This window comes from Gloeomargarita sp. SRBZ-1_bins_9, from assembly GCA_039794565.1.
Taxonomy (GTDB): Bacteria; Cyanobacteriota; Cyanobacteriia; order Gloeomargaritales; family Gloeomargaritaceae; genus Gloeomargarita.
In genome coordinates, this window is the sequence record JAUQVX010000002.1 from 343,031 (window position 1) to 354,193 (window position 11,163).

Annotated in this window: 13 protein-coding genes; 4 read left to right on the top strand and 9 right to left on the bottom strand. The window is 57.9% G+C overall.

Going from position 1 to position 11,163, the window contains the following annotated elements; all coding sequences use genetic code 11:
* The first annotated feature begins 9 nt into the window (after positions 1–9).
* On the top strand, positions 10–579 hold the full coding sequence (locus tag Q6L55_04210) for an NYN domain-containing protein (protein MEN9257921.1): 570 nt from the start codon (positions 10–12) through the stop codon (positions 577–579).
* Positions 576–1,613 carry a D-alanine--D-alanine ligase family protein gene (locus tag Q6L55_04215; protein ID MEN9257922.1) on the top strand — a complete coding sequence of 346 codons (1,038 nt, stop codon included), beginning with the start codon at positions 576–578 and terminating at the stop codon, positions 1,611–1,613. Before Q6L55_04210 ends, Q6L55_04215 begins: the two co-directional genes overlap by 4 nt.
* On the opposite strand, the gene Q6L55_04220 is transcribed toward Q6L55_04215, so the two are convergent.
* On the bottom strand, positions 1,528–2,682 hold the full coding sequence (locus tag Q6L55_04220; protein ID MEN9257923.1) for a TIGR00303 family protein: 1,155 nt from the start codon (positions 2,680–2,682) through the stop codon (positions 1,528–1,530). The two genes, Q6L55_04215 and Q6L55_04220, sit on opposite strands and share 86 nt — an antisense overlap.
* On the bottom strand, positions 2,676–3,320 hold the full coding sequence (locus Q6L55_04225) for a DUF2232 domain-containing protein (protein MEN9257924.1): 645 nt from the start codon (positions 3,318–3,320) through the stop codon (positions 2,676–2,678). Before Q6L55_04225 ends, Q6L55_04220 begins: the two co-directional genes overlap by 7 nt.
* Before the next feature lie 430 nt (positions 3,321–3,750).
* Here Q6L55_04225 and Q6L55_04230 point away from each other — a divergent pair, with 430 nt between their 5' ends.
* On the top strand, positions 3,751–4,635 hold the full coding sequence (locus Q6L55_04230; GenBank protein MEN9257925.1) for a glycosyltransferase family 61 protein: 885 nt from the start codon (positions 3,751–3,753) through the stop codon (positions 4,633–4,635).
* Here Q6L55_04230 and rplT read toward each other — a convergent pair.
* From rplT to Q6L55_04265, 7 genes are all read right to left on the bottom strand, one after another.
* Positions 4,632–4,982 carry a 50S ribosomal protein L20 gene (gene rplT / locus Q6L55_04235; protein ID MEN9257926.1) on the bottom strand — a complete coding sequence of 117 codons (351 nt, stop codon included), beginning with the start codon at positions 4,980–4,982 and terminating at the stop codon, positions 4,632–4,634. The genes Q6L55_04230 and rplT overlap by 4 nt on opposite strands.
* A gap of 10 nt (positions 4,983–4,992) precedes the next feature.
* Complete coding sequence (gene rpmI, locus Q6L55_04240; GenBank protein MEN9257927.1) at positions 4,993–5,193, bottom strand: 50S ribosomal protein L35; 201 nt, start codon at positions 5,191–5,193, stop codon at positions 4,993–4,995.
* A gap of 61 nt (positions 5,194–5,254) precedes the next feature.
* Complete coding sequence (locus tag Q6L55_04245; protein MEN9257928.1) at positions 5,255–6,646, bottom strand: NAD-dependent malic enzyme; 1,392 nt, start codon at positions 6,644–6,646, stop codon at positions 5,255–5,257.
* Positions 6,647–6,726: 80 nt separating this feature from the next.
* On the bottom strand, positions 6,727–7,083 hold the full coding sequence (rplS, locus tag Q6L55_04250) for a 50S ribosomal protein L19 (GenBank protein MEN9257929.1): 357 nt from the start codon (positions 7,081–7,083) through the stop codon (positions 6,727–6,729).
* Positions 7,052–7,978, bottom strand: coding sequence for an RNA methyltransferase (locus Q6L55_04255; protein MEN9257930.1), 927 nt, complete (start codon positions 7,976–7,978; stop codon positions 7,052–7,054). Before Q6L55_04255 ends, rplS begins: the two co-directional genes overlap by 32 nt.
* Entirely contained in the window at positions 7,903–8,637 is a 735-nt protein-coding gene (locus Q6L55_04260; GenBank protein ID MEN9257931.1) for a succinate dehydrogenase/fumarate reductase iron-sulfur subunit, read from the bottom strand. Before Q6L55_04260 ends, Q6L55_04255 begins: the two co-directional genes overlap by 76 nt.
* Entirely contained in the window at positions 8,597–10,855 is a 2,259-nt protein-coding gene (locus Q6L55_04265; GenBank protein MEN9257932.1) for a hypothetical protein, read from the bottom strand. The genes Q6L55_04260 and Q6L55_04265 overlap by 41 nt, the downstream gene beginning before the upstream one ends.
* Before the next feature lie 92 nt (positions 10,856–10,947).
* Between Q6L55_04265 and Q6L55_04270 the strand changes: the two genes are divergently transcribed.
* On the top strand, positions 10,948–11,163 hold a 216-nt coding region (locus tag Q6L55_04270), incomplete at its 3' end, for a biotin/lipoyl-containing protein (protein ID MEN9257933.1).

Sequence of the window (11,163 nt, forward strand, 5' to 3'; positions counted from 1 at the left end):
CCGCAAGATATGACCTATCCCCCTGTGTATCTTTCCATCTTTATTGATGGAAATAATATGTTTTATGCCCAGCAAAAGAACGGTTGGTTTTTCGACCCCAAACGCGTTCTGGATTACTTTACCCGGGAACCCCATGTCCATTTAGTCAACGCCTTTTGGTACACCGGCATCAAGGACCAGAACGACCAGCGGGCTTTTCGGGATGCCTTAATTAATCTGGGTTACACGGTGCGCACCAAATTGCTCAAAGAGTTTTACGATGAGCAGTCCCACCGCTATTTCCAGAAAGCCAACCTGGACATCGAAATTGTCATTGACATGTTCAACACCGTAGAGCAATACAACCGGGTGGTGCTTTTTAGTGGTGATGGGGATTTCGACCGGGCGGTGGAACTGTTGCGTTCCAAAAACACTTACATCATTGTGGTGTCTACCGAGGGGATGATTGCTCGGGAGTTGCGCAACGCCGCAGACCGCTATATCGATCTCAATGACCTGCGCCCCTACATCGAGAAGCTGGAACCGAGTCCGGCGCGGGCTGAACCCCCCTTGACCCCCACATCGGTGCTGACGGAATGATCCGGGTGGGGCTGTTGTTCGGGGGGCAGTCGGCGGAGCACGAAATCTCGGTGCAGTCGGCGCGCAATATCTTGACGGCCTTGACCGCTGGCGGCTACGAGGTGATACCGATTGGCCTCAACCGGCAGGGACAGTGGTGGCTGGCGGACCCGGAATGGCTACAGCAGGCGGACTCCCAGCGTTTACCCAGCTTTGAGCAGGGTCTGGCACCGGTGGGGGTGCTGCCGGGTCAGGGGTTCCTAGTGTTGCGGGGACCCCAGTGGGAACCTTTGCCGGTGGAGGTGGTGTTTCCTGTGTTGCACGGGCCTTGGGGGGAGGACGGGACGGTACAGGGCCTGTTGACCCTGGCGGGGCTGCCCTTTGTGGGGGCCGGGGTCCTGGGGTCGGCCCTGGGGATGGACAAGGAGGTGATGAAGCGACTGTTGACCCAAGCGGGCTTGGCGGTGGCCCCCTACCGCTGTTACCGACGCGGAGAAACGGTGGAACCGACAGCGGTGGTGGCGGAATTGGGGTTGCCCCTGTTTGTGAAGCCAGCCAATATGGGGTCGTCGGTGGGGATTACCAAGGTGCATCGAGCCGAGGAACTGTTACCAGCGGTGGAAACGGCCTGGAAATATGACGCCAAGGCGCTGGTGGAGCAGGGGATTGTGGGGCGGGAAATCGAATGCGCCATTTTGGATGGGTCTCCCCCCCAGGCGTCGCTCCCCGGTGAAATCATCCCCCGGCACGAGTTCTATTCCTACGCCGCCAAATATCTGGACGAACAGGGGGCTATCCTGCAAGCGCCGGCGGATTTAACCCCAGAACAGGTTGCCCAGGTGCAGCAATTGTCGGTGCGGGTATTTCAGGTGCTGGAGGGGCGGGGCCTGGCGCGGGTGGATTGGTTTCTCACCCCGGATGGACGCTGGATGGTCAATGAAATCAACACCATCCCCGGCTTTACCCGCATCAGCATGTATCCTCGCCTGTGGGAGTTAAGCGGGATTCCCTACCCGGAGCTGGTGAGCCGGCTGGTGCAGCAAGCTCTTGTGTGAGCAAGGCTTCGACCGCCGTAAGTATCTGGGCGTTATCCCACCCCCGGTACCAATGGGCGGCAAGGGCACAACCCCCGGCGGCCACCCCCTCTTTGACAAAGCCCTGCTCGTAGGCCCGCAACGCCCCATAGCGGGAGTGACGGAAATCCAGGTGGGCGGTGACCAGGGGAGCTTGTAGGTCTGCTGCCAGGGCCACCACCTGGGCGCTGGGGTCCTTCACCACCCAACCAGTGGTACCCACAGCTACTTGTTCCGGTCGCCAGGACAACCCTTCATGGCGAGCAATCGCCTGGATCAAGGCCCACACGGCCAGCATTTGCGTCCCCCCGGCTAATAAAACCGGTACTTCCTGATGCAGCGCCAGCGTCATTGCCGCCACCACCACCTGCATGGGGTCCCCTAAGGCCGCCACCACCGCCCAGGGGTCCCGCAACCGCTCCCGGCATTGGGCTAAACCCGCTTGCACCACCCGCCATTTCTGGGTGTGGTTACACTGGGGATGGCTACTGCTGACTCGCCCCTGGGCAGCCCACCCCAATCCCGTCAACACCCCCAGCGCTGTCGTCGTGCCCCCCACCACACACTCCCCAATAACGAAGTAGTGCTTGGGGAAGGCCTCCGCCAACCGTTTTCCCGTATCCCAGCCCTGCTGCCAGAGATGATGCACAACTGGCAAATCCATCGCCTGCCCCGTACTCACGCAGCGGGCAATGACTGGGCCAAGGGGAATGGCCGGTACCGACAGGGGCACAGGCAGTCCCGTATTCACCAGCACCACCGGCAGGTTCAGGGTCTGGACCAGTGCCCGGGAGATATACACCGGCGATACCCCGGCAGTCAGGGGCGGCAAAGGGTATAGGGGGTTCCTCTGGGGGCCGCGCAGCAAAAATTCCCCATCCGCTGCTGCTGTCAATCGTCGGGCGCTAGGTGTAACCCCTGCCGCCGAAATCCCTGGAATCAGGGCTGTTTCCGTAAATCCCAGCACGCAAATGAGTGCGGGGGGGTGCCCTTGCACTCGAGCGCACCACTGGTCCAGATGAGGGATTTGCGTGTGCTTGCGGATCACCACTCTTCCAGTCCCAGCCAGGACCGCAACCAGGTCGGTGGGGGTGGGACCGGCGCATCCAGTCGTTCCAACAACGCCCAAGCCACCAACTGCACCACAAAGGTGTAAACCGCCGCGTTGATCATCACCAGCATCACCGTTGCGATTTGAATGGCCAACACCGTTGGCTGCCACAGGATACCCAGCCGGTCAAAAAGCCACTCTAGGGCGCCGGTGGCCTGATTGGAGATATACAGCCACAGGTCCTCCCCTACCAGTACCGACAGCACGCCGATCTGGGCAAAAAAGCCCACCGTGCCTACCCCAATTGCCTGGAGAATCGTCATCCCCCAACCGGTGCCCCGGCGCCAGTGATACCCTAGCATCACCGCTAAAAATCCGTAGCGCAGCACATAGGCCAACCCGCGGGGTGGTCCCATCAACACCGACAGCAGCAAGAAGGTTGTGATCAATCCTAACCAACCCCAGCGATGGCCCCAACGGCGGGTCGCCAGCGCCAGAGGAATCGGTAAGAACAAGCGCAGCACCGGCGTCAGCCCCAGGTAAAAACTGGCTAACCAGGCTAAGCTGGCGGTGCTAGCCAAAAAGGACGTTTCCACCAGAGCCAGCGGCAAGGCGGGACGGGCCTGCGGCGGACTCATCGCCTAGACTCCCCCATGTCTAGCATCAAAAAAGCTATCGGCCAAGCCCATCAAGATATAAGATAGAGCAGTTATAGCATTTCCACAGAAATGGTGGACCGGGCCACTGCTTCTGGCAACAACTGCAATCTATCGTTGTAGGAACCAGGTGCGTCCTAATTCATCCCTTCTGTCTATGAAGTTCACTGATAAAATCCGGCATCATTGGAGTAAATTGGTCGCCCCTTTGACGGGTCAGGTTCTGGCCCAGGGTTACTGGTTATCCGGTTGGGATTATTACCAGCACTATTGCCACCACAACCTCCCAGGTCTTGCCTATTATGTTTGTTGGTCCAGCCATCAAGAAATTTACACACCACCGCGGTCAATCTATCCCCAGCCACACCAGGGCTTCCAACGGACAACGGTTACCATACCTGAGACTTACTGGTTGGCTGTTCCCCAGGCCATCGTTTTAAGCGCCCGGCAGTCTGTCGGCAGTGTGATTGCCCATGATGGACGGGTCATTCATGATTCCTCGCGCCAGTGGAGTCGTCCCCCCACAGATAACCAGGCCTGTCACTACAAATTTCCCCGCCCTAGGACTGTGGAAAAAACCATTGCAGCGGTGGGTATTGGGGGCGGTGGGATGAATTACTATCATTGGCTGGTGGATGTTTTGCTCCGTATTCATTTACTTCAATATGGGGATATCTGGGATAGGATTGACTACTTTTTGCTTGATGAACCTAGCCCTAAATTAGCCATTACGTTGGATATACTAGGCATCCATCCATCCCAGCGTCTATATGCCCGTTTTGACCGCACACTGGCCAGCCCTTTGATTGTCTCTCCCAAATTTCCCACCTCGACCAGTCCCGCTTGGCATGTGGAGTTTCTCCGGCGTACTTTTTTACCCTACTGCGATACCACCCGCTGTGGGATGCCCAAAAAAATCTACATTAGCCGTGCCAAGGCCAGCCGGCGGCGCATTGTCAACGAAGAAGAATTGCTTGGTTATTTGGCTCCTTTGGGCTACAGGCCCGTCTGGTTAGAAGACCTCAGCTTTATGGAGCAGATCAGTTTATTTGCCCAGGCCCAAAGGGTAATAGGTATGCATGGAGCCGGGCTAACCAATATCCTCTGGTGTCCACCTGGCAGCCGGGTATTGGAGATATTCCCCAGTGCATCGATCGCCAGCTACTACTGGGTTTTAGCCAACCATGTGGGGATGGACTATCACTACTTTGTATCTAATGCTCCACCCCTACCCCAACAGGATACAGTCATCAACCTCCGGACCTTCCGCCAGGCCGTGGAACTGTTCGAGTCCTAACCGGCGTTTTTGGCCGCCTGGACCACTTGGGCAAAGGTATCCGGGTCAAAAATGCTCATCTGGGCCAGCATTTTGCGGTTAAGAGCGATGTTGGCCTTATGGAGCTGCCCGATGAACTGGCTGTAGGACAGGCCGGCAGGGCGAGTTGCGGCATTAATGCGGGCGATCCACAGTTGGCGAAAATCCCGTTTTTTCTCGCGCCGGTGCCGGTAGGCGTGCCGCAGGGCCTTCATAACCCGCTGGTTGGCCGTGCGAAACAGCAACGACGCTGCCCCCCGATACCCCTTCGCCAATTTCAGGATTTTTTTCCGCCGCTTGCGGGCCACATTCCCCCGTTTGACACGCATGACCGCCTCCCTAGCGCACCAACATCAGCCGCACATTGGCCACATCCTGGGCACTCACCGACACCATCTGGGCCAGCCGCCGTTTCCGCTTACTGGTTTTCTTCTGCAATAGGTGATTCCGCATACTCTGACGCCGCACAATTTTGCCGCTGCCGGTCACCTGAAACCGCTTAGCCGCCGCCTTCCGGGTCTTGAGCTTCTGCTTGGACATGGCCCTTACCAAAGTCACGATCCTTTATCTTACAAGCGGGGGTATCCCTCTGGCAAGTCCCCTACTCCGGCGTCAGACCCGCCTCCCGGGCTGCTTGGGCCACGGCTTGGGCCACCGTCGGTACCACCCGCCCATCGAACACCGACGGGATGATGTAATCCCGTTGCAATTCCTGGGGAGAGACCAAGCTGGCAATCGCCCGCGCCGCCGCCAGGTACAAATCAGGGGTCAAATGCCGCACCCGACTATCGAGCGCCCCCCGGAAAATGCCCGGAAACGCCAGGACGTTGTTGATCTGGTTGGGGTAATCGCTCCGCCCCGTGGCCATCACCGCCACCTTGTCTTCGATGGCTTCCGGTTGAATTTCCGGCACCGGGTTGGCCATGGCAAACACGATGGGGTCCGGAGCCATGGCGTGGATCATGGCGGGGGTCACGGCGCCCGGCACGCTCAAACCCAAAAAGACATCCGCCTCCACCAGGGCATCGGCCAAGGTACCCGTTTGGGGAACGGCAAAGGCCCGTTTCATGGAGTGCAAGTCAGGGCGTTGGGTACTGACAATGCCCTGGGAATCGCACAGGACTAACCCCTGCGCGCCCGCCCGCTTCAGGAGGGCTGCCACCGCCAGACCCGCCGCCCCCGCCCCGTTGATAACAATCCGCACCCGCTCCAGGGACTTCCCCACCCAACGCAGGGCATTGAGCAGAGCCGCCAGGGTCACGATCGCCGTGCCGTGCTGGTCGTCGTGAAACACAGGAATAGCCAACTCCCGTTGCAGGCGCTGCTCGATGGCAAAACAGCGGGGCGCGCTGATGTCCTCCAAATTGATCCCCCCAAACACCGGCGCCAGATACTTGACCGTCGCCACGATGGCCTCCGGGTCCTGGGTATCCAAACAGATGGGAAAAGCATCAATACCGGCAAATTCCTTAAACAACATGGCCTTGCCCTCCATGACCGGTAGGGCCGCGTAGGGTCCCAAATTCCCCAACCCCAAAACGGCGCTCCCATCCGTGACAATAGCTACGCAATTTTGCTTGATGGTGAAGCGATAGACCTGCTCCGGATGCTGGGCGATTTCCGCGCACACCCGTCCCACCCCCGGCGTATAGGCCATGGCCAGGTCCGCTTGGTTTTTCAGGGGAATTTTGCTTTGCAGGTGAATTTTTCCCCCCTGGTGCAACTGAAACGTCCGGTCGTCCACACTCAGCAACCGCACCTGGGGGAGTGCCCTGATAGCCGCAATAATCTGCTCCTCGTGCTCCGGGCCAGTGGCATCAATGGTGATTTCCCGGATGGCCCTTTGGCGGGTTTGTTCAATCAAGTCAATCGGTCCCAGGTTCCCCCCCGCCTCCCCGATGGCCTGCAAAACCGCCGCCAACTGCCCAACTCGATTAGGAATTTCGATGCGCACCGTCAAACGAAAACTGGGGCTAGGGGTCAGGGAAGTCATGTAAAAATCCCCTGTCTTTTGCCGTCCTCTACTTTATCAAACATCAAACCGGGCGCTGGTCAACCGTTCCACCGGAACCGTTAGGTTTCAAAGCGCTGTTTGAGGCGCGTCGCTTTCCCCACCCGTTTCCGCAGGTAGTACAGTTTAGCCCGACGCACCACCGACTTGCGCAGCACCTGAATACTGGCAATCCGGGGCGAATGCACCAAAAACACCCGTTCCACCCCCACACCTTGGAACGTCTTGCGCACCGTAATACTCAAATTGACCCCTGTACCGCGCCGCGCGATCACCACCCCCTCGTAGGGCTGCACCCGTTCCTTGCCCCCCTCTTGAATCAGCACCCCAACGCGCACAACGTCGCCCACCTCAATAAGGGGCACATCCGGTTTCAGGTACTCGGCTTCAATGGACCGAATAATTGCCTGGGCGTTCATGGCCATTGCTGAATTGATGACAATCCCCCATCATAAGCGAATTTCCTTCCCTTGTCCAGCGCTGGCGCCAGGCTTCGTACAGGCATAGGGCGGCCACAATGGCCACGTTCAAGGACTCCACCCCCGGCTGCTGGGGAATCCGCGCCACCCAATCAGCCATTGGCAGCCAGGCCTCCGGCAATCCCTGGCCCTCATTACCCAGCAAAAGCAGCGTTGGCCGAGTCCAATCCACCTGCCAGTAGAGCCGTTCCCCTGGAGCTGCGGTGGCAATTATTTGCACTTGCTGTTGTTGGTAGGCCTGCAGGACAGCCAGAGGGTCCCCACACACCTGGGGCCGACACCGGAACCATTGTCCCGCCGCTGCCCGCAACACCTTGGGGTGGTAGGGGTCCACGCTATCGTCCGTCAACCAAAGCTGGGTTACGCCGACCGCAGCCGCCGTGCGAATCAAGGTCCCCACGTTGCCCGGGTCCTGCAAGCAATAGCCCAGCAACTGGAGCCAGCCGATGACGAGTTGAGTGCTGGGGGGAGGAATGGATGCCACGGCCACCACCCCATCGGGATGCACCGTCGTTGCCAGGGCCTCCAGCACCTGGGGATGCACCAACTGGCCCAGGCCCGCCGGCAATTGCCCTAGGACCTCCGGGTGGCGTTCCGCCCAAGCAGACGTATAGCAAATCACTTTCAGCGGGATACCCTGGCGCAGCGCCTCCACCAGCAGATGCGTCCCCTCCAGCAGAAATTCTCCCGTTTCCCGGCGTCCTTTGGCCCTATGGAGGGAGCGGATATGGTGCACCAGGGGATGCCGCCGGCTGGTGATCACCCCGACCCCCAGGAGCGCCAATACTGCCGCCGCATCCGGGCAATCACCGTCAGCGGAATACCCTGGGGGCAAACGGCGGCGCACTCCCCGTGGTTGGAGCAGTGCCCAAAGCCCTCCGCCTCCATCTGCGCCACCATTTGTTGTACCCGCCGGGCCGCCTCCGGTTGTCCCTGGGGCAGGAGACTCAGATGGGTAATTTTCGCCCCCACAAACAACGCAGCCGAGTGGTTAGGACAGGCCGCCACACAGGCCCCGCAACCAATACATGCTGCCGCCTGAAAAGCCTGCTCCGCCGTATGCCTGGGGACCGGGATGCTGTTGGCTTCCGGCGCACTCCCCACATTCACGCTGATGTACCCCCCTCGGACCATGATTCGGTCCAGTGCACTCCGGTCCACCACCAAATCCCGCACCACGGGAAATCCCGGCAACGGCTCTAGCGTCAAGGTCTCTCCGGTGCGAAAGCGACGCATGTACACCTGACAGGTGGTCACTCCCCCTTGCCCGTGGGGGACCCCATTGACCAGCACCCCGCAACTGCCACAGATACCCTCCCGGCAATCACTCTCAAAGGCCACCGGCATTTGTCCAGTTCCTATAAGCTGCTCATTCAACTGGTCCAGGGTTTCCAGCAGCGACCACCGGGGGGATACGTTTTCCAAGGTGTAACTGGCCCAGCGTCCCGTTTGCTCAGGATGTTCTTGTCGCCAGATTTTCAGACGTATGTCCATCCGTCATCGGCGAGGAATGTGTCCCCTTCATGCTAGCACCTCCCGTCTCCATACCCGCCAAATAACGCTCCCACATCTGCCAGAGCATCTGGTCAAAGGCTTGGGCAAATTGACGACCATCCCACAAGGGCGAGGTCCGACGCGACAGGAACAACTGCTGGCGTACCCGACGGCGCAACTGGGCATCCGTTCCCAGGCGAATCCCCCACTCAATGTAGTCCTCCCCACTCCAGGCAATCCCTTCACAAACACCACAATTGACCAAAAAGCTATAGCTATTGCGGGCCGCGTATTGTTGTCCCACCCGAGTCACCAGGGGAACCCCCACCCAGAGCGCCTCCAGCGTCGTCGTCGCCCCATTGTAGGGATAGGTATCCAAAACCACATCGGCAATCCCCATATTGGCGCGGTGGATATATTCGTTGGGGTCCCTCGCGAGGAACTTCAAACGGTCCGGGTTCACCCCCTGTTCCTGGGCCAAGTCGCAGAAAAACTCCTGAATCCCCTGCTGGTCACCTATCCCCTTAATCAACAGATAACTATTCGGGACCGCCTTGAGGATTTCCAGTTGTAACCCCACAGTTTCATAATGGCGTTTGTAGCTGACCTGAGCGCTGTAGAAAACAGGGGCATCGGCGGGAATACCCAGGTGATCCCGACGCAGAGTAGGCACCCCCACTTCAAAACCATCCACAGCAATATAGCAGTGGGGTAAGCGCCACAGGGTTTCGCTGTAGTGGGCCTGGGCATTTTCGGGGAGCACATAGGGATCAACGACGAAATAATCAACCGCCGGCGACCCCGAAGCATCCCAGCCCAACCAAGTGACGATTACCGGCGCCGGTTTGTGGGCCAAAACCACACCAATAGCATTCAGTGTGACGCTATCTAGATCAATCAAAATATCAATTTCATCTTGATAAATCTGTTCAGCCATCCGGTTCACATCCCGATAGAAAACAAAAGTTTTACTATAGGGGACTAAAAACTGATGGGCAAACGGATCGGGCCTGCTGGCCAGGGCATACATATAAAAATCAATCCTCTCCCGATTTGCATAGCGAAGATACCAGCGCATCAGCCAGCCCACCGAATGTCGGCGCAGGGTATGGGATAGGAAACCCACCCGCAGTTTTTCCCTCTGTCTAGGCCCATGGGTAAACACCTTAATATCCCGCTGAACGCAGGCCGTTAACTTACCAATAAACTCCCGCTTTAGGTGTTGATTTTGTTCTAAATTATCCCTTAGGTACGGCAATAAAAAAGGCACGTTAAAAGGGGCGCGAACCGTTTGCTTAAGCATGGCTTCCATGGTGGGTATATCCCATCGCACAACCTCTTCCAAGGCGGCAATATACCTTTGACCAATCTCGTGAATCTCTCCCTTATTTTTGCTCCGAATATACAATAGGCCCTGGAGAATTTTTTCAATGGCATCCAGCTGCTGTAGATAAGTACCGTGGTGCTGGGCAACTTCATAGAACTGGTAGGCTTTTTCCAGGCCCTTACGATATTCTTTCAAGTGGTAAAGAACGCCCACTAGGAAATGGTGATAGTCGCAGTTATGGGGTTCCTTGGTAAGACACCACTCCAGCAGGATGCGGGCCAGCTCACTATTACCCTTTTCGTGGTGTTGGATAACGGCACTGAAAAAGATGGTCTTGGTAAATTGCCGAAGATATTCTAATCCCAAATCCAATAAATCTTGCTGCCAGGGCTGGAGCGTCTTATCCTCGATTTCCATGAAGATAACATGTAAAGTATCCCGCAGGATTTGGCTGTTGACCTGGTCCGGGGATAGGCGCCGGAGATATTTAGGTAGGTCCAGTTCCCGGAGACGATCAAAGCGATGGTGGCGGGCCAAAGCTTCGGCATAGAGCAGGAGATTGTCGTGATCGTCGGGCGTTACTTCCCAAATCCATTGCCGCAACCAGCAGGCCAGGGGAGAATCGTCTCGCTCTTGGTACCAGTCGGCCGTCTGCTTCAGGAGGTCGAGAATGGTAGCCGTTCTGGCCTCGTCGAGATGGAGCAGGGCATGGAACCACAGGGTCTGGGCGGCATCCACATCTTCCTGGGCCAGAGCCGCGATGATGGCATAGGCGTAGGCATAGGCATCCTGGGGGTCCTGGGCCAGTAGGGCGCGGGCGTAGTCCGCCAGCTCCTCATAGGCCTGGTCGTGCAGATACTTTTGGACTTGGGATTCCCATGCTGGCTGCATCAGTCGGCCTGGCACTGGACTGTTCCTATGATAATGGCTCGCCGGGCGCGCTAAACGGTATGATCAAGCAGGGTTCTTTGTCGGATAGGGCTATGATTCATGTATTTGAAATGCCGGTGATGAGTTCCACCATGACCGAGGGCAAAATCGTCGCCTGGTTGAAGCAGGTGGGGGACTATGTCAAGGCGCACGAAAACATCGTTGTGGTGGAATCGGACAAATCCGACATGGAGGCCGAAAGTTTCTACGACGGTTACCTAGCAGCCATTTTATTGCCGGCGGGGGGGCAAGCACCCACAGGCACTCCC

Coding starts and splice junctions, on each gene's coding strand:
- Q6L55_04210 (MEN9257921.1), top strand. CDS start 10: ATGACCTATCCCCCTGTGTATCTTTCCATCTTTATTGATGGAAATAAT.
- Q6L55_04215 (MEN9257922.1), top strand. CDS start 576: ATGATCCGGGTGGGGCTGTTGTTCGGGGGGCAGTCGGCGGAGCACGAA.
- Q6L55_04225 (MEN9257924.1), bottom strand. CDS start 3,320: ATGAGTCCGCCGCAGGCCCGTCCCGCCTTGCCGCTGGCTCTGGTGGAA.
- rplT (MEN9257926.1), bottom strand. CDS start 4,982: ATGCGTGTCAAACGGGGGAATGTGGCCCGCAAGCGGCGGAAAAAAATC.
- rpmI (MEN9257927.1), bottom strand. CDS start 5,193: ATGTCCAAGCAGAAGCTCAAGACCCGGAAGGCGGCGGCTAAGCGGTTT.
- Q6L55_04245 (MEN9257928.1), bottom strand. CDS start 6,646: ATGACTTCCCTGACCCCTAGCCCCAGTTTTCGTTTGACGGTGCGCATC.
- rplS (MEN9257929.1), bottom strand. CDS start 7,083: ATGAACGCCCAGGCAATTATTCGGTCCATTGAAGCCGAGTACCTGAAA.
- Q6L55_04260 (MEN9257931.1), bottom strand. CDS start 8,637: ATGGACATACGTCTGAAAATCTGGCGACAAGAACATCCTGAGCAAACG.
- Q6L55_04265 (MEN9257932.1), bottom strand. CDS start 10,855: ATGCAGCCAGCATGGGAATCCCAAGTCCAAAAGTATCTGCACGACCAG.